We start from the raw sequence: 17,294 nt of genomic DNA, 5'->3' as shown, positions 1-17,294 counted from the left end.
ACCCTGATCGCCGAGCGGGATCACCTGCTGCTCGGGGCCGTGGCGGCGGGCAACGCGCTGGTGGTGAGCTGGCTGGCAGACGCGCGGTCGGTCATCACCGTGCACGACCTGGACGGCAAGCAGACCGGCGGGATCGACCTGCCGGGCCTGGGCAGCGTCAGCGAGCTGACCGGCAGCACCGACTCCTCCCTGGTACACCTGAACTTCTCCTCCTTCCAGGCGCCGCCCCGGATCCTGGCGCACGACCTCACCACCAGCGCCACCTCGGTGGTCTTCGACGCTGCCGCCGGCACCCGGCCGCCGGACCTCGTCACCGACCAGGTCTGGGTCACCAGCGCCGACGGGACGGTGCTGCCGGCGTTCGTGGTGCACCGCGCGGACGTGACCGCCGACAACGGGCCGCACCCGTGCACCCTGTACGGCTACGGCGGCTTCAATGTCAGCGTGACGCCGGCGTTCTCCCCGGCCATCGCCACCTTCACCGAGGCCGGCGGGGTCTGGGTGGTGGCGATCCTTCGCGGCGGTGGCGAGTACGGCGCCGACTGGCACGACGCCGGCCGGCTGGCCCGCAAGCAGAACGTCTTCGACGATGCGGTCGCCACCGCCGAGCACCTGATCGCCACCGGCTGGACGGCACCGGACCGGTTGGCCGTCAACGGCGGTTCCAACGGTGGGCTGCTGGTGGGCGCGCTGATGACCCAGCGGCCGGAGCTGTTCGCGGCGGCGGTACCCCAGGTCGGGGTGATGGACATGCTGCGCTACGAGCGGTTCACCATCGGCTGGGCCTGGGCGGCGGATTACGGGATAGCCAGCCGGAGCAAGGCCGAGTTCGACACCCTCTACGCCTACTCGCCCTATCACCGGCTGCATCCCGAAGCGGGATATCCGGCGACCCTGGTGATGACCGCCGATCATGACGACCGCGTCGTCCCGGCGCACAGTTTCAAGTTCGCCGCGCGGCTGCAGGCAGTCAGCCCGCCGGATGCGGTGGCATACCTGCGCGTGCAATACAGCGCCGGGCATGGCCAAGGAAAGTCGCGCTCGACGTTGATCGCCGAGCGCACCGACCTGCTGGCCTTCATCGGCTGCCACACCGGACTGACCTTCGAGCAGCTCGGCCAGCGCGGGCGTGACACCTAGCACTGGCGTGACGGCTAGCGCAGGCGTGACGGCTAGCGCAGGCGTGACGGCTAGGCAGGTGTGACGGCGCACGCGGGGTCACCGCGGCGCCGGTACCGCAGGCCCGTCCCGTCGCCGGCACGAGGCCGGTGACGGGACGAGCCCGCGTATCAAACCACGCTCAGCTGACGACCTGGACGGCGTCGGCCTGCGGCCCTTTGGGACCCTGAGCTACTTCGAACTGCACTCGCTGGCCCTCTTCCAGTGACCGATAACCGTCACTCTGGATGGCGCTGTAGTGGACGAAGACGTCCTGGCCCCCATCTACGGCGATGAAGCCGTAGCCCTTCTCATTGTTGAACCACTTCACGGTGCCCTGTGCCACACTGCACTCCTTGCTGGCTTCCGACCGGGCCGTCACACCTCGTGACGCCGGGGTCTTCGTTCCACGGTCCCGGCAGCTCAGTGCACACGCTGGCTATGATCCCCACCACCACCGTGGTCCTTCGTTGGCGAAACGCCCGTCACTCGACCAAGCGGCAAATTACCGGGTGCCGGGGCACCTCGCCACCGGATCGGCGTATTTGATTCCAGTTAGTTCCCGAGGATTACGGCGTGTTTACGGCCGATCACCGGAATGGCGCGCCTGGAGGCACATTTCGGACTCAGAGCAGGCCGGCAGCGCGCATGCCCGCGAGCGTCGGGGCGATGACCGCGGTCGGCGACAGCCGGCCGGCCACCGCGTCCAGGGTCTTCAGGCCGTCCCCGGTGTTGTACAGGACCGTCTCGCGGCTCGGGTCCAACCGACCGGTCTCCACCAGCTTCTTGCAGACCGCGGTGGTGACCCCGCCGGCGGTCTCGGCGAACACCCCGGTGGTCTCGGCCAGCAGCTGGATACCGGCCCGGATCTCCTCGTCGTCGACATGGGCCATCGCACCGCCGGTGCCGCGCACGGCATCCAGGGCGTACGGGCCATCAGCCGGGTTGCCGATGTTCAGCGACTTGGCGATACCGGTCGGACGTACCGGCAGCACGGTGTCGCTGCCGGTCTCGAAGGCGTGCGCGATCGGCGAGCACCCGGAGGACTGGGCGCCGTAGATCCGGTACTCCAGCGGCTGGACCAGTCCGATGGTGGCCAGTTCCTTGAATCCCTTGTGCACCTTGGTCAGCAGCGAGCCGGATGCCATCGGGGCCACCACCTGCTGTGGCAGCCGCCAGCCGAGCTGCTCGGCGACCTCGTAGCCGAGGGTCTTGGAACCCTCGGCGTAGTAGGGCCGGACGTTGACGTTGACGAACGCTGTCTCTTCGAACTCATCGGTCTCGGCGAGCTCGCTGCACAGCCGGTTGACATCGTCGTAGGAACCGTCGACGGCTACCAGGGTGCCGCCGTAGACAGCCGTCTGGGTGATCTTGGCCGGTTCCAGGTCCCACGGCACGAAGACGATGGAATCCATGCCGATCCGGGCGGCGTGGGCGGCCACCGAGTTCGCGAGGTTGCCGGTGGAGGCACAGGCGATCCGGCGGAAGCCCAGTTCACGGGCGGCGGTGATGGCGACCGAGACCACCCGGTCCTTGAACGAATGGGTGGGGTTGGCTGAATCGTCCTTCACCCACAACGGCGCGGTGAAACCGAGCCGGTCGGCGAGCCGGTCGGCACGGATCAGCGGTGTCATGCCGGTGCCGGAGTCGACCCGGGTGGCCGGGTCGTGACCGGCCGGCAGCAAGCCGGCGTAGCGCCACAGCGAGTGCGGGCCGTCCTCGATGCCCTGCCTGGTGACCGAGGCGAGCCGGTCGGCGTCATAGCCGACCTCCAGCGGGCCGAAACATTCGAAGCAGGCGTGCTGGGCACCGAGCGGATAGTCGGCACCACAGTTGCGACAGAGCAGCGCGGACGCCGGCGAGGACGCCGGTGGCTGGAGGGGACGGTTGATGGTTGCGGTCATGGCGAGGCCCTTTCTCCTCATCTTTCCTGGGCCACACGCGACACTGCGTGGCCAGGCCGGAGTTGGCACCTTCCGTGGGAGTCCTCGTACGCGCCTGCGGTCAGCGGAGCTGCCGGGAGCCTTTCCTAGGCGTCGCGAGTCTTCTGTGGTGGTTGCCGGGGCTTCAACGGGCCGGTCCCTCTGCCCCTCTGGATGAGCGGAACTATGAAGTTGTCTTCGCTCGACTGTAGTCGTAGGTCAGCACTACCACGATCGGCCCCTGGGGCAGCCCGTCGAATCTGGGCCGGACCCGCTGGATCTCCGGGAACTGCACCTGCAGCGCCTCGGCCGCGGCCTGGGCGCCAGCCGTCGCAGGGTCATAGTAGGCAGCCGTGGACAGGATGTCGCCGTCGAACGTGCTGGTGTCCGTGACGCTCCAGCCCGCCTGTTCCAGGAGCGCGGTCGCACCGCGCGCGAGGGCGGGGCGGCCGGTGTTGTCCAGCACGATCACCGGGATCGTGGCCGGACTGCCCGAGCCGGCGCCCGGTGCCATGCCATTGCCTGCCGTGCCATTGCCTGCCGTGCCATTGCCTGTCACGCCATTGCCTGTCACGCCGCCGACCGGGCTCGGTGACGCGATCGGGTGCTGGGCAGCGGCGGCCGTCCCCGGGACGACCGCCGGTGCGCTGGCCAGTGGCGCCAGCAAGCCGGCTCGGCGGCCGTGGGGGTGGCTGAGCGCGGTGAAGGCGATGACGGCCAGCACCAGCCCCAGCACGAGCAGCAGGGAACCCACTAGCCGCTCAGCGGGACGATGAATCTCAGAAGGAGCGGTATGGGCCACAGATGTAAATACTAGGTCAAACTTCAATGCCCAGTCGACGGGCGGACCGTTGCCGTTGCCGGCTGGCCCGCAACCTCCGCAGGCGCTTCACCAGCATCGGGTCGGCGGCCAGCGCCTCGGGGGTGTCGATCAGCCCGTTCAGCACCTGGTAGTACCTGGTCGCCGACATGTCGAACAGTTCGCGGATCGCCTGTTCCTTGGCGCCCGCGTACTTCCACCACTGGCGCTCGAAGGCGAGAATCTCCCGGTCCCGGCGGGTCAGGCCATCACCGTCGACGACGATGCCGGGATCGGGCGAAGTCGGGGAATCGCCGCCTGCTGCGGCGGCATCGTTGGCGGCGGGTGCGGGTTCCATGCGGCCTCCAATCGTTGCGGGGTGGTTAATTGCACCGTTGTGATTCGTTCCCCATTGAACCACGCCGGTACGTCAAGAAGGCGCCCGGTTGCCGTGTCGAGGAGCCTCCCCGCCCATCCACCATGCCACCGCGATCCAGCCATGCTCCAGCCACCATCCAGCGCGAGGAGGGCCGTCCACAGCGCGCCCGCGCCTTCCACAGATCGGCCCGGGAGGCCCCCGGCGGACCGGGGAGGCGGAACTGTTTCGGGCATGCACCCTTACCCGCTGCCGCTGCTGGATCTGGACCGGCTCGAGCAGCTCAGCCGCGACCTGGACCGGGCCGCCGAGGAGCTGCTGAGCGTGCGTTCGGCGCTGCGGTCCCGGGCCGCGGGACTGCAGTGGCACTCCGAGGGCGCCCGGGCGTTCCAGGCGGTTCTGCACGACCTGCTCGGGCAGCTGGGCCGGTCCGGCTCCCGGTTCACCGGACTGGCAGCCGCGCTCCGGGCACACCGGCACCGGGCGGCCGGGCGGGCCGCTACGGCGGCCAGGCTCGCCCACTCGGCGCTGGACGCTGTCGAGCGGATGGCGCGGCGGCCGTGAGCGCCCCGGTCACCGTCGCAGGCGGCACCGACTCGATCGCCGCCGACTTCGAGCAGCTGGCGGCCTTCGCCTCGGCCCTGGACGCGGCTGCCGACTCGATCGCCGGCGTGCTGGCGGTGCTGGCCCGGTGCCTGGGCGACCCGGCACTGATCGGTGCGGCTGTGCTCGATCCCGCCGGTGCTGCCGAGATCCTGGCGCTGGCGGGGGTGGCGACGGCGGGGGCTGCCGTCGCTCTGGCGAGGTGCCAGTCCCTCTCGGCCGTCCTGCGGCTGGCCGCCGGGTCCTACCGGGCGGCCGACGAGCTGGACCGGCGGGTCGTGCCGGTGCTGGCAGCGGGGTACCGGCTGCCGCGGGTGCTGCCCCCGCTGGCCGGGTCGGCCGGGTCGGGCACCGGCTGGAAGGCCGCGTTGCGCGCCGACCCGGGCCTGGTCGACCTGGCCGTCCAGGTGCTGACGATCGCCGGCACCGGTGGCGTGCCGCTGCCGGGGGGCACCGCCCGGCTGGCGGGCCTGCTGGCCACCCCCTTTCCGGACGGCACCGCCGTGGTGACCACCCGGCCGACCGCGCCGACCGGCGACCGTGACGGGCCGCCGCGCGGTGCCGCCGACCTGCTGGCTGCCCTGGCGTTGCGGGGTTCGCACAACGAGGGCGGCGGCTCGATCGACGTGCGGACCCTCGACGGTGCGGGCGGGCGCCGGGTGATCGTCGACATCACCGGCACCACGGCGTGGAACTTCGACCCAGCGCGCCGCGCGCCCGAGGTCAGCGATCTCGGCACGAACCTGCGGGCGCTGGCCAACCGGTCCTCGGTCTTCGAACGCGGCGTCCTCCAGGCGCTGCGCCAGGCGGGCGTCCGGCCGGGCGAGCCGATCATGCTGGTGGGCCACAGCCAGGGCGGCATGATCGCGGCCCGGCTGGCCGCGCAGCTTCCGGCGGCGGAGTTCACGGTGACGCACCTGGTCACGGCCGGCGCGCCGATCGGCCTGGCAGCCGTGCCCGGCTCGGTGTCGGTGCTGTCCCTGCAGAACCAGGGCGACATCGTGCCCGAACTGGACGGCGCGGACAACCCTCGACGGGCCAACTGGGTCACCGTGCGGACCGCCCGGGGCGGCGAGGACTCGGGGCTGTCCAGGCACTCGGTGCGGTCCTACCTGGCCGGCGCCCACGACGTGGACGCCTGCGCGGATCCGTCGCTGGCGCACTGGCGCCGCACCGCCGCCGGTTTCCTCGATGCCGACCGGATCAGCACCCAGGTCTTCCAGATCCGGCGCGCGGACTAGCGCGGACTAGTGCGGACTAGTGCGGACTAGCGCGGACTGATGAGAGGCCGGCCAGCCCTGGTGCCAGCTCCGCCATGGTTGCCGAAAACGCCGGGGTGCAGCAGGATCACCAGATGCTTGGGTTGATGCAGGACTTTCCCCTGACCATCGAGTACATCCTGCGCCGCAGCGAGCGGATGTACGGCAGCAACCGCACCGTGAGCACCCAGCTCGTCCAGGGCCAGGAACGGATCAGCTTCGCCGAGCTGGCCGCACGGTCGCGCCAGGTGGCCGGCATCCTCGACCGGCTGGGAATCTCCGCCGACGGCCGGGTCGGTTCGTTCGGCTGGAACACCGCCAACCACACCGCGCTGTATTTCGGCGTGCCAGGCACCGGACGGGTGCTGCACACCCTCAACATCCGGCTCTTCCCCGAGCAGCTCGTCTACACGGTGGAGCACGCCGAGGACGAGATCGTCTTCGTGGACCGGTCGCTGCTGCCGCTGTTCGCGCAGTACCTGCCCAAGCTCGGCACCGTCAGGCATGTGGTGGTCTTCGATGACGGCGCGCCCAGCCCGCTGCCCGATGACTCCCGGGTGGTGCTCTGGCAGGACGTGGTCGGCGAGGAGCTCGACTTCGCGGGCATGGTCACCGACGAGCACACCGCGGCAGCCCTCTGCTACACCACCGGGACCACCGGCAATCCCAAGGGCGTGCTCTACTCCCACCGCTCCACCTACCTGCACACCCTGGCCACTCAGATGCCCGGCACCTTCAGCATCAACGACGCCGACGTCTTGATGCCGGTGGTACCGATGTTCCATGCGATGGCCTGGGGGTTGCCCTACGCCGCCGTGATGGCCGGTGCCAGCCTCGTGATGCCCGGCCCCGGTATGACCCCGGCCGCATTGCTGGACCTGCTGGAGAGCGAGCGGGTGACCCTCACCGCCGGCGTCCCGACGATCTGGATGGGAATGCTGCCGCTGCTCGCCGGCCGCGACCTGGCCGCCTTGCGCAGCGTGATCTGCGGCGGTTCCGCGGTGCCCAAGGCGCTGTCGGAAGGCTGGCGGGCGGCGATCGGCCTGCCGATCACCCAGGCCTGGGGCATGACCGAGCTGTCCCCGCTGGGCAGCGTCTGCACCTTGCGGGCCGAGCATGCCGACCTGCCGGAGGAACAGAAGGCCGATCTCCGCGCGACGGCCGGGGTGGCGCCGAGCGGGGTGGAGATGCGGATCGTGGACCCCGAGACCCGCGAGGAACTGCCGTGGGATGACCGGGCCACCGGAGAGCTGGAGACCCGCGGCCCGTGGATCGCGAGGCAGTACTACCGGACCGACGAGCCCGGCGAGCAGTTCTCGCCCGACGGCTGGCTGCGCACCGGCGATGTGGCGGCGATCTCGGAGCTGGGCTACCTGCGGCTGGTCGACCGGACCAAGGACCTGATCAAGTCCGGTGGCGAGTGGATCTCCTCGGTGGAGCTGGAGAACCAGATCATGGCGCACCCGGCGGTAGCCGAGGCGGCGGTGATCGCGATCCCGCATCCGCGTTGGATGGAACGGCCACTGGCCTGCGTCGTGCTCAAGGCCGATCACCAGGTGGACAAGGCCGAATTGCACGACTTCCTGGCTGGCCGGGTGGACAAGTGGGGACTGCCGGACGACATCGTCTTCCTCGACGAGCTTCCCAAGACCAGCGTCGGCAAGTTCAGCAAGCGGACACTGCGCGAGCAGTTCGCCGACCTCCGCTTCGGCGACTGACCTCAAGCCCCGGAGCCGCAGCCCACCGAACCAGCCCACCGATCCCTCCGGCCGCCGGTCACCAGCCCGTCCGGCGCCGCCGCCGTCCCTCGGTCCCGCAGCGCTGCCTGTGCGACCGCCTGAACGCTCACAACGGGGTTCCGCCGGACGATGGGTTCGGTGACGGATCGTAACCAGGGCTTTTCGAGCGACCCGTGCCTGCAAGCTGCGCCACCCGAACCTTGCCACCCGAGCCTCCTAGCTCCGCGAACTCCCAAGCGGGCTGAGCGACACGGTGCATGAGGTAACAATCTAATAACGCAGCGTAATCGTCCTGCTACGCCTAGTTCGCATGCCGACGGTAGAGATGTGGCCTAAGTAACCAGAGTGCTCCACTCGCGGTGGAGGACGTCCAGTCGCGCTGCGACTACCGACAAGTCAGGACGACGACCTATGTACGAGAGTGCCTCGTTCACCTCGCCTCGCCGGCGCCCCCACCTGTCGCGGGCTCTCAGCCCGGCCCGGCTGGCTGCCCTCGGCCGCCGCCCGGCAGCTCGGCTGGCGGTGGCCACCGGCACCGTTCTGGTCACCGTGCTGGCGCTGTTCACTCCCGCCGCCCTGGCCGTGACCGGCCAGGACCCGATCGGGTACCTCGACACGACCGTCGTCCGGCCGTCCGACGGGGTGCTCTTCGCCGCCGGCTGGACCGCCGATCGCGACGCCCCGCTGGAGACGCTGCGGGTTCAGATCTATGACAACGGCACCTACGTCGCCGCGGTGACCGCGGACGGTTACCGGCCCGACGTCGGCGCCGCGGTGGCCAACGTCGGGCCGTTCCACGGCTACACGGCGCATTTCGCCGCCAAGACCGGGCTGCACCAGGTCTGCGCGCTGGCGATCAACCTGCTCGGTGGCGTGAACCGCCAGCTCGGCTGCCGGTCGGTCCAGGTCAACAACGACCCGGTCGGTGCCCTGGAGAGCGCCGTGCAGCAGCCGGGCGGCATCCGCATCGGCGGCTACGCGCTCGACCCGAACGTCCCCACCAGCTCGGTGGTGGTGCGCAGCTACCTCGACGGCACCTACGTCACCAGCCAGCTGGCCGCCACGCCGCGTGCGGACCTGAAAGCCAAGTACCCCACCGCGGGCCTGAACCACGGCTTCTCGATCTTCACCCCCGCCGCCCTCGGCACCCACCAGATCTGCGCCTACGCGATGAACCTCGGGGTCGGCACCGTCAACACCAAGCTCGGCTGCCGCACGGTGACCATGACCAGCAGTCCGGTCGGCGCCCTGGAGGCCGCTCCGCAGCAGCCCGGCGGCTTCCTGGCCACCGGCTACGCGCTGGATCCCGACGTCACCAGCTCGATCTCGGTGCGGATGTACCTCGACGGCGCCTACGTGGCGACCGGCGTGGCCGGCGCTGCCCGCCCGGACGTGTCGGCGAAGTACCCGGGCTACGGCCAGTACCACGGCTTCGCGATCTTCACCCCGGCCGCGGCCGGCACCCATGAACTCTGCGCCTACGGCATGAACGTCGCGGCCGGCATGGTCAACACCAAGCTCGGGTGCAGCACCGTGTCCCGGACCAGTGACCCGGTCGGCTCGGTCGCCGGCATCGCCCGGGCCGGCACCACCGACGCCGTCTCGGTCTCCGGCTGGGCGCTGGACCCCGACTCCGCCGGACCGATCACCGTCCAGGTGACCAGCGACGGGGTGGTTAAGCAGGTGCTGACCGCGAACCTGGCCTCCACCGGCTCACTCGCCGCGTGGCCGCGCTGGGGCGGCAACCACGGCTACTCGGCCACTGTCGCCCTCGACGGCTACCAGCACCAGGTCTGCGTGGTGGCCGTGAACGTCGGCGCCGGCCAGAACGTCTCGCAGGGCTGCAAGCTGCTCGCCACCACCGGTAGCACCTCACCGGCCGCACCGACGAATCTCACCGGCTGGCCCGGCAACACCCAGGTCACCCTGAACTGGACCGCGTCGCGGGCGGTCACCTCGCCGGTGACCGCATACCAGGTCACCGTCTCCCCGGGTGGGCGAGTGGTGTCCTTCGCGGGAACGGCCGTCACCGGTGTGGTCACCGGCCTGACCAACGGCGTCCAGTACACCCTGGCGGTACGGGCGGTCAACGCCTTCGGCACCAGCTCGGTGACCTCGGTCAGGACGACGCCGACGGCCATCCCGCCGCAGCTGACCCCGGCTCCGGTTTCGACCAGCCACTACGTGCGCAACCTGACCGGCACCGCCACCACCGACAGCGCCATCATGCGCACGATGGGCGCCTCCGACGCCAGCTACAACCCCTCCGGGCACAGCTACCTGGTGCTGCTGCAGATCGGCGGCCAGGACGAGGCGCGCCAAGGCGCGCTGCTCTCGGCGACCTCACGCTTCGTCAGCTACGGCGCCGTGGTGACCGCGATGAAGGCCTACCTGGACGGCTACGCCACCACCCAGAAGGCCTCCGCACCGCTGACGCTGGCGATCGGCACCAACAACGATGTCGATGTCAGCGCCTCGGCCGGCACGTCCTGGGCACGCAGCGTCGTCAATCCGGTGGCTGCCTACGCGGCCACCCGGTACCCGGGCATGGTCATCGCCGGTGCCAACGACATCGAGCCCGGTTTCTCGGCGACGGTGGCCGAGAGCCGCGCCTGGGTGTCGGGCTACCTGGCCGCCACCACGTCGAAGTACGTCTTCAACGGCTCAGCCGACGGGTGCTCGACCTCGGTGCCGGGCACCCAGTGCAACAACGGCTGGACGATGGCTGACCTGCAGTGGGTCAGCGGCGGCGCCGCCCCGACCCGGACGATGAGCCTGCCGCAGATCTACAACTACGCGATGCCACTGCAGTGGAAGAACATCTCGCTCACCGGCACGACGGCCGGCAAGCCCCGGATCTACTTCGGCGGCCCGCTGACCGAGTACACCGCGTGCGACCAGGCCGGCACCTGCGGCAGCATCTCCAACATCGATGCCTGGAACCGGCTGTGGAGCGCGATCTCCTCCACCACGGCCACCAAGCAGTCCGAGATGCCGCACGGCACCGACCTGCGCATCAACTAGGGACACCACTCATGATCACTTCCCACGGCCGGCACCCCGGCACCGCTTCCCAGACGGGGCAGGCCCAGCAGGCGGCGCAGGCCCAGCAGGCGGCGCAGGCCCAGCAGGCGGGGCAGGCTCAGCAGGCAGGAACGGCGGGCCGGCATCGGCGGCTGGCGCTGCTGCTGGGCGCCACCGTCGTGCTGAGCACGGCCTGCTCCTCGGCCAACGGCTCGGTCACGCCGGTCGCCTCGGCGCCACCGGCCTCCAGCACGCCCACCTTCTCCACGACCTCAGCCAGTTCGAGCGTGCCGGTGCCGGCGAGTTCGTCGCTGATCACCGCCGCGAGTTCCTCGGCGCCGACCAAGCCGGCGAGCAGCCCTGCCACGCTGTCGAAGTCCAGCCCACCCGCCACCGTCGCCGGTTGCCAGGCCGTCAGCCTGGCGGTGGTGGCACTGCGCGGATCCGGCGCGGCCGGGCATCAGTACGCCTTCCTGCAGTTCACCAACAAGTCGGCGAAGAGCTGCACGCTGACCGGCTTCCCCGGCGTCCAACTGCTCAGGGCCGGCGCCCCGCTGGGCAAGCCCGCGGCCCGGGCGGACAAGCCGGTGACCACGGTCCAGCTGGCACCGGGCCGTTCAGCGACCGCGCGGCTGGTGGACGACTCGACCTGCCAGGCCGAGAAGTCGGACTCGGTACAGATCATCCCGCCGAACCAGACCCAGAAGTTCCTGGTCCCGCTGTCGATCCGCGGTTGCGCCCTCACCGTGGACCCGGTCATCGCCGGCTGAGCCCCGTTCCGGCGGTGGCGAGCCGGCCGTCCTGACGGGTGCAGAATCGAGGGCATGACCTATCTCGCCGCCGATGACCGTTACCAGCAGATGACCTACCGCCGGGTGGGCCGCAGCGGGATCAAGCTTCCGCTGATCTCCCTCGGCCTGTGGCACAACTTCGGCGACGACCGGCCGCTGGACAACCAGCGGGCCATCCTGCGGCGGGCCTTCGACCTGGGCGTCACCCACTTCGACCTGGCCAACAACTACGGCCCGCCCTACGGTTCTGCCGAGCAGAACTTCGGCAAGCTGTACCAGCAGGACTTCCGGCCTTATCGTGACGAGCTGTTCCTTTCGACCAAGGCCGGCTGGGACATGTGGCCCGGTCCCTACGGTGACTTCGGCTCGCGCAAGTACCTGCTGGCCAGCCTCGACCAGTCGCTGAGGCGGATGGGCGTGGGCTACGTCGACGTCTTCTACCACCACCGCAACGACCCGGACACCCCACTGGAAGAGACGATGGGGGCGCTGGACCACGCGGTCCGCTCGGGCAAGGCGCTCTACGCCGGCATCTCCTCCTACTCGCCGCGGCGCACCGCCGAGGCCGCCCGGATCCTGCGTGAGCTGGGGACCCCGCTGTTCATCCACCAGCCGTCCTACTCGCTGCTCAACCGCTGGATCGAAGGCGGCCTGCTCGACACCGCCGCCGAGGTCGGCGCCGGTGTGATCGCGTTCTCCCCGCTGGCGCAGGGAATGCTGACCGAGAAGTACCTCGACGGAGTGCCAGCCGGCTCCCGGATGGCGGCGAACACGTCGCTGCCGGCGGAGCTGCTCACCGAGCAGAACCTGCAGCACATCCGGGCCCTGAACGAGATCGCCGCGCGGCGCGGCCAGTCGCTGGCCCAGCTGGCACTTGCCTGGGCGGCCCGGGACGAGCGGGTCAGTTCGGTGCTGATCGGCGCCTCGTCGGTACGCCAGCTGGAGCAGAACATCGCTGCCCTGGACAACCAGTCCTTCACCGCCGAGGAGCTCGACGAGATCGACCGGTACGCCGTCGAGGGCGGCATCGACCTGTGGCGCTCGGTGGCCACCAGCTGAGCACTGCCTGAGGCACCGGTCACGGCCGGGAATGCCGCACGGCCGGAAGGGGGTTGGCCTCTACCGTGACCGCGCCTGCCTTCGACTCCGCCGAGCTCCGCAGCCAGGAGGACGGCCCGTCACCCCATGCGGGCCGGCATCGTGCCCTGATCCTGGTCGCGATCGTGCTGACCGGCCTGACGATGCGGGTTGCCGTCACCAGCGTCGGAGCCGTCCTGACTGACCTCGAGCGCGGCCTGCACGCCTCCTCCTCGGTCGCCGGCATCATCACCACACTGCCGGTGATCGCCTTTGCCGGTATCGGCTTCCTCGGCCCGTGGCTGGCGCATCGCTTCGGTGAGCATCGGCTGGTCACGGCAGCGCTGCTGGCCGCCACCGCCGGCCTGGTGTTCCGGGCGGTCGCCGGCAGCGTCTGGCTGTTCGCGGTGCTCAGCATGCTCGCCCTGACCGGCGGCGCGATCGCCAACGTGCTGATGCCGGCCTTGGTCAAAAGGCACTTCCCCGAACGGATCGGGACGATGACCGCGGTGTACACCACCGCGCTGGCGATCGGGATGACCTCCGCGGCCGGCCTCACCGCGCCGCTGGCCGAACTGGGCGGGCAGAGCTGGCGGTTCGGCATCGGGTCGTGGGCGCTGCTGACCGCGTTCGCGATGCTGCCGTGGCTGCCCACCCTGGCCGGGGACCGTCCAGAGCCCGAGAGCCTGCCCGACCGGGTGCCGCTGCGCTGGTTGCTGCGCAGCAAGCTCGCCTGGGCGTTGACCCTGCTGTTCGCCGCCCAGTCCTTCCAGGCCTACATCGCCTTCGGCTGGTTCACCGACTTCTTCCGGCACCACCAGCTCGACGCGACCAGGGCCGGCCTGCTGGTGGCCTTCTACGCGGCGCTGACGATTCCGGTGTCGATGGTGGTCCCCGCGCTGGCCGTGCGCGGCCAGCGCCGGATCGTGATCGGCCTGGCGGCGCTCAGCCTGGTGTCCTACCTGGGAATGCTGGTGGCGCCGGTGGGCGGGGCCTGGCTGTGGATGCTGCTCGGCGGCATCGGCAGCGGGATGTTCCCGCTGAGCCTGACCATGATCGGGCTGCGCTCTCGCGGGCTGGCCACCACCGCGGCGCTGTCGGCCTTCGTCCAGGGCATCGGCTACCTGCTGGCCGGCACCGGCCCGCTGCTGGTGGGCGTCCTGCTCGGCATCTCCGACAGCTGGACCTGGCCGCTGGTGCTGCTGATCCTGGCGGTCCTCGGGTCTGCGGTCACCGGCTGGTACGCCGGCCGCGGCGAATACGTCGATGACCAGCTGCACCGCCCCCCTCGAGCTGAGTGAGCATCGCAGCCAGGAACGAGCGAGGAGCGGAGCGAAGTGGCGGTCCTGCTCAATAGGCCTGCAGCCCGAGCCTGATCGCGATCGCCATGCCCGCGGCCGCGATCAGCAGTCGCAACGGCCCGGCTGGCAACCGGCGCACCACCAGCGGCCCCAGCCAGCCGCCAGCGAAGAAGCCGATCGCCAGCGGCAGCACCGCCAGCCACCGGACGTCGGCGAAGAAGACGAAGCCCAGTGCCGCGATCCCGTTGGCCAGCGCCAGCACCGCGTTCTTGATGGCATTGCTGTTCGGCAGCGACTCGGTGGTGGCGAACAGCAGCAGGGCGAGCATCAGCACGCCGGCCGCGGCGCCGAAGTAGCCGCCGTACACCGACACGGCGAACACCCCGGCCACCACCCAGCGGGCGTCGGAGCCGGAGTGGTGCTGCTGCGCCCGCGGCCGGGGAATCAGCACGCACAGCGAGGCGCCGCCGATCAGCACCGGCACCACCCGTTCGAAGGCGGCGGCCGGCGTCAGCAGCAGCAGCGTCGCACCGAGCGCGCCGCCCAGCGTGGCGGTCACTCCGAGGACCCGCAGCCGGCGGCCCTGGCCACGCAGCTCCGGACGGCCGCCGAGCGTCGAGCCCAGCCCGCTGAAGACCAGCGCCACGGTGTTGGTGACGTTGGCGATCACCGGGGGCAGCCCGACGGCGAGCAGTGCCGGGTAACTGATCACCGACGCCAACCCGGCCATCGCGCCGGCCAGGCCGGCCGCGACGCCGGCCAGCACCAGCAGCAGGAATTCAGAGCCGGACATCGATCACAGCCTTTCACAAGCCGCCGGAATCGCTGACAGAATTCAGCCCATGCCAGCCAAGCGCAGCGCCGGGATCCTGCTGTTCCGCCGGCAACCGCACCTGCAGGTGCTGATCGGCCACCTCGGCGGCCCGCTGTGGAGCCGGCGCGACACGGCCGCCTGGTCGATCCCGAAAGGCGAGTACGGACCGGAGGAAACCCCACTGGACGCCGCACGCCGGGAGTTCACCGAGGAACTCGGGCTGCCGGTCCCCGCGGTGGAGTTCCTCGACCTCGGCACCGTGAAGCAGAGCGGCGGCAAGCAGGTCACCGCGTGGGCCGCCGAGGCCGATCTGGACCTGGACCGGGTGGTGCTGGGCACCTTCGAGCTGGAATGGCCGCCCGGTTCGGGACGGTTCCAGCGCTATCCCGAGCTGGACCGGGTGGCCTGGTTCGACCCCGAGCAGGCCCGCGATCGCTTGATCGCCGCGCAGCGGGAGTTCCTCGACCGGCTGGTGGACCGGCTGACCGAGCGGCTGGTCACGCCGCCTCCACCTGCGACACCTCGCTAGCCGTGCCGTCGCCGGCCCGCTGGGGGCCGGCTCGCCGGATCGGCGCGGCCTCATCCGGCTGCGCGGCCCCGGCACGCTGCACTGCGTCGGCCGGCAGCACGGCGTCAGCCGGCTGAGAGGAGTCGGCAGGCTGCACTGCGTCAGCCGGCTGCGCGACCTCGGCCCGCTGCGCGGGCGAATTGAGCCGGCGCAGCACCAGCGCACCGAAGCCGGCGGCCACCAGGCAGGCCGCGGCTCCCAGCGCCAGGCCGGCCCGGCCGCCGAACTGCTCGCTGACCGTGCCGGCGATCGGGCCGCCGATCGGCGTCGATCCCAGGAAGGCCACTCCCCACAGGGCCATCACCCGGCCGCGCATGCTGGGCGAGGCCGCCAGTTGCAGGCTGCTGTTGCCCTTGGCCAGAAAGCCGACGCTGGCCGCGCCCACCAGGGTCAGCGCGAGCAGTTCCAGGGGCAGCGTCGGCGCCGCGGCGGCAGCGGCGATCAGGATTCCGAACACGGCGGCGGAGTTCACCAGCGCCCTGACGCCGACCCGGCCGCGAGCCGCGACCCACAGCCCGCCCACTACCGCCCCGAGGCCCATCGCCGCCGTCATGAAGCCGTACACCTGCGGACCGCCGCCGAAGGTCTGCTTGGCGACCACCGGCAGCACCACCTGGAACTCATAGGCCAGGCAGCCGATCAGCGCCATCATCGCCAGCGGAACGGCCAGCTCCGGGGTGCGCCGGACGTAGTGCAGGCCGGCCCGCAGCTGGCCCGGGGTCCGGCTGGCCGGCGGTGCCGGTTGCAGCGCGGCGGTGTCGAGCATCGCCAGCGACCAGACCACGGCCACGAAGCTGAGCGCGTTGAGCAGGAAGCAGATCCCGAGACCACCGGTGGCGATGATCAGGCCGGCGATCGCCGGCCCGATCGCCCGGGCGGCGTTGACCAGCACCGAGTTCAGGCTGACGGCATTGCGCAGGTCGGCGGTACCCACCATCTCCAGCACGAAGGCCTGCCGCGCCGGGTTCTCGAAACAGGTGTTCAGGCCGAGCAGCACTGCCAGCAGGTAGACCTGCCACAGCCGCACCGCGCCGGTGACGGTGAGGACGCCGAGCACCAGTGCCAGCAAGCCCATCATCGCCTGCAGCGCCATCATCAGCCGGCGCTTGTCGACCCGGTCGGCCACCACCCCGCCGTACGGGCCGAGCAGCAGCACCGGCAGCGTCTGCAGGGCGACCACCACGCCGAGCGCCGTCGCTGACCCGGTCAGTTGCAGCACCAGCCAGGACTGCGCCACGGTCTGCATCCAGGTGCCGATCAGGGAGATCGCCTGGCCGCTGAAGAACCGGCGGTAGTTGGGATTGGCCAGCGCGGCGAAGGTCTGCCGGCCTGCCGCGGCGAACGAGGTCACCGGGCCGCCTTCACCGGCTGAGACTTCACCGGCTGAGGCCGGTTCAGCTGCTCGGCGAGGGTCTCCAGAGCCGGCAGGGCGGCCAGCAACTGACCGGCCTGGCCCTCCGGCAAGCCGGTCAGCCGGTCGGCAAGCAACTGGCTGCGCTGGCGGCGCAACCGCTGCTGCAGTGACCGGCCGGCCGGCGTGGTCTGCACCCGGACGGCGCGCCGGTCGGCAACGGCTGCCGAGCGCACCACCAGCCCGGACGCTTCGAGCTTGCCGAGCACCCGGGACAGCATGGTCGGGTTCAGCCCTTCGATGTCGGCCAGTTCGCTGATGCCGAGCGGGCCGAGCCGGGCTATGGTGCCCAGCACCGACAGCTGGGTTCGGGTCATTCCTTCGCCGGAGACCTGCCGATCCACCAGCCGGGCGATGCGCGCCAGCGCGATCCGCAGCCGGTCCACATCCTCGCCGCTGAACTGGTTCATCCGTGTGCCGCTCCCCTGATACTTGCCTATCAGCAAGCATAC

Annotated in this window: 16 protein-coding genes and 1 riboswitch; of the genes, 9 read left to right on the top strand and 7 right to left on the bottom strand. The window is 70.8% G+C overall.

Annotated elements, in window-relative coordinates; genetic code table 11:
• A partial coding sequence (locus VF542_RS20820) for a prolyl oligopeptidase family serine peptidase (protein WP_408653615.1) occupies nt 1–1,140 on the top strand: 1,140 nt, incomplete at its 5' end.
• Nucleotides 1,141–1,300: 160 nt separating this feature from the next.
• On the opposite strand, the gene VF542_RS20815 is transcribed toward VF542_RS20820, so the two are convergent.
• From VF542_RS20815 to VF542_RS20800, 4 genes are all read right to left on the bottom strand, one after another.
• Entirely contained in the window at nt 1,301–1,504 is a 204-nt protein-coding gene (locus tag VF542_RS20815) for a cold-shock protein (protein WP_408653614.1), read from the bottom strand.
• Nucleotides 1,505–1,784: 280 nt separating this feature from the next.
• Nucleotides 1,785–3,062, bottom strand: coding sequence for a threonine synthase (gene thrC, locus VF542_RS20810; RefSeq protein ID WP_408653613.1), 1,278 nt, complete (start codon nt 3,060–3,062; stop codon nt 1,785–1,787).
• Nucleotides 3,063–3,076: 14 nt separating this feature from the next.
• Nucleotides 3,077–3,261, bottom strand: a riboswitch (SAM riboswitch).
• A gap of 3 nt (nt 3,262–3,264) precedes the next feature.
• Nucleotides 3,265–3,834, bottom strand: a complete 570-nt coding sequence (locus VF542_RS20805; RefSeq protein WP_408653612.1) for a LytR C-terminal domain-containing protein — start codon at nt 3,832–3,834, stop codon at nt 3,265–3,267.
• A gap of 64 nt (nt 3,835–3,898) precedes the next feature.
• On the bottom strand, nt 3,899–4,237 hold the full coding sequence (locus tag VF542_RS20800) for a DUF3263 domain-containing protein (protein ID WP_408653611.1): 339 nt from the start codon (nt 4,235–4,237) through the stop codon (nt 3,899–3,901).
• Nucleotides 4,238–4,489: 252 nt separating this feature from the next.
• Here VF542_RS20800 and VF542_RS20795 point away from each other — a divergent pair, with 252 nt between their 5' ends.
• The 7 genes from VF542_RS20795 (at nt 4,490) to VF542_RS20765 (ending at nt 14,049) form a co-directional block, all read left to right on the top strand.
• A complete protein-coding gene (locus VF542_RS20795; RefSeq protein ID WP_408653610.1) occupies nt 4,490–4,819 on the top strand; it encodes a hypothetical protein in 330 nt (109 codons plus the stop codon).
• A complete protein-coding gene (locus tag VF542_RS20790) occupies nt 4,816–6,099 on the top strand; it encodes a hypothetical protein (RefSeq protein WP_408653609.1) in 1,284 nt (427 codons plus the stop codon). Before VF542_RS20795 ends, VF542_RS20790 begins: the two co-directional genes overlap by 4 nt.
• Before the next feature lie 113 nt (nt 6,100–6,212).
• A complete protein-coding gene (locus tag VF542_RS20785; protein ID WP_408653608.1) occupies nt 6,213–7,835 on the top strand; it encodes a long-chain fatty acid--CoA ligase in 1,623 nt (540 codons plus the stop codon).
• 432 nt (nt 7,836–8,267) lie between these two features.
• Nucleotides 8,268–10,880, top strand: a complete 2,613-nt coding sequence (locus tag VF542_RS20780) for a fibronectin type III domain-containing protein (protein ID WP_408653607.1) — start codon at nt 8,268–8,270, stop codon at nt 10,878–10,880.
• Between the two features lie 11 nt (nt 10,881–10,891).
• Nucleotides 10,892–11,650 carry a DUF4232 domain-containing protein gene (locus VF542_RS20775; RefSeq protein WP_408653606.1) on the top strand — a complete coding sequence of 253 codons (759 nt, stop codon included), beginning with the start codon at nt 10,892–10,894 and terminating at the stop codon, nt 11,648–11,650.
• A 54-nt stretch (nt 11,651–11,704) separates the two neighbouring features.
• On the top strand, nt 11,705–12,730 hold the full coding sequence (mgrA, locus tag VF542_RS20770; protein ID WP_408653605.1) for an L-glyceraldehyde 3-phosphate reductase: 1,026 nt from the start codon (nt 11,705–11,707) through the stop codon (nt 12,728–12,730).
• A gap of 65 nt (nt 12,731–12,795) precedes the next feature.
• On the top strand, nt 12,796–14,049 hold the full coding sequence (locus tag VF542_RS20765; protein WP_408653604.1) for a CynX/NimT family MFS transporter: 1,254 nt from the start codon (nt 12,796–12,798) through the stop codon (nt 14,047–14,049).
• 49 nt (nt 14,050–14,098) lie between these two features.
• On the opposite strand, the gene VF542_RS20760 is transcribed toward VF542_RS20765, so the two are convergent.
• A complete protein-coding gene (locus tag VF542_RS20760) occupies nt 14,099–14,842 on the bottom strand; it encodes a sulfite exporter TauE/SafE family protein (RefSeq protein WP_408653603.1) in 744 nt (247 codons plus the stop codon).
• A 49-nt stretch (nt 14,843–14,891) separates the two neighbouring features.
• On the opposite strand from VF542_RS20760, the gene VF542_RS20755 reads away from it, so the two are divergent.
• Nucleotides 14,892–15,392, top strand: a complete 501-nt coding sequence (locus VF542_RS20755) for an NUDIX domain-containing protein (RefSeq protein ID WP_408653602.1) — start codon at nt 14,892–14,894, stop codon at nt 15,390–15,392.
• On the opposite strand, the gene VF542_RS20750 is transcribed toward VF542_RS20755, so the two are convergent.
• The gene (locus VF542_RS20750; RefSeq protein WP_408653601.1) at nt 15,361–16,782 is read right to left on the bottom strand and encodes an MFS transporter; all 1,422 of its coding nucleotides are present in this window, start codon (nt 16,780–16,782) and stop codon (nt 15,361–15,363) included. The genes VF542_RS20755 and VF542_RS20750 overlap by 32 nt on opposite strands.
• Complete coding sequence (locus VF542_RS20745) at nt 16,779–17,252, bottom strand: MarR family winged helix-turn-helix transcriptional regulator (RefSeq protein WP_408653600.1); 474 nt, start codon at nt 17,250–17,252, stop codon at nt 16,779–16,781. The genes VF542_RS20750 and VF542_RS20745 overlap by 4 nt, the downstream gene beginning before the upstream one ends.
• Nucleotides 17,253–17,294: the final 42 nt, after the last annotated feature.

Origin of the sequence: Jatrophihabitans sp., from assembly GCF_036389215.1 — a bacterium.
GTDB lineage: Bacteria > Actinomycetota > Actinomycetes > Mycobacteriales > Jatrophihabitantaceae > Jatrophihabitans_A.
Note: the sequence above shows the minus strand (reverse complement) of the source record. Positions and strands in the feature narration are given on the sequence as shown.

Coding starts and splice junctions, on each gene's coding strand:
- thrC (WP_408653613.1), bottom strand. CDS start 3,062: ATGACCGCAACCATCAACCGTCCCCTCCAGCCACCGGCGTCCTCGCCG.
- VF542_RS20800 (WP_408653611.1), bottom strand. CDS start 4,237: ATGGAACCCGCACCCGCCGCCAACGATGCCGCCGCAGCAGGCGGCGAT.
- VF542_RS20795 (WP_408653610.1), top strand. CDS start 4,490: ATGCACCCTTACCCGCTGCCGCTGCTGGATCTGGACCGGCTCGAGCAG.
- VF542_RS20785 (WP_408653608.1), top strand. CDS start 6,213: ATGCTTGGGTTGATGCAGGACTTTCCCCTGACCATCGAGTACATCCTG.
- VF542_RS20780 (WP_408653607.1), top strand. CDS start 8,268: ATGTACGAGAGTGCCTCGTTCACCTCGCCTCGCCGGCGCCCCCACCTG.
- VF542_RS20775 (WP_408653606.1), top strand. CDS start 10,892: ATGATCACTTCCCACGGCCGGCACCCCGGCACCGCTTCCCAGACGGGG.
- mgrA (WP_408653605.1), top strand. CDS start 11,705: ATGACCTATCTCGCCGCCGATGACCGTTACCAGCAGATGACCTACCGC.
- VF542_RS20760 (WP_408653603.1), bottom strand. CDS start 14,842: ATGTCCGGCTCTGAATTCCTGCTGCTGGTGCTGGCCGGCGTCGCGGCC.
- VF542_RS20755 (WP_408653602.1), top strand. CDS start 14,892: ATGCCAGCCAAGCGCAGCGCCGGGATCCTGCTGTTCCGCCGGCAACCG.
- VF542_RS20745 (WP_408653600.1), bottom strand. CDS start 17,252: ATGAACCAGTTCAGCGGCGAGGATGTGGACCGGCTGCGGATCGCGCTG.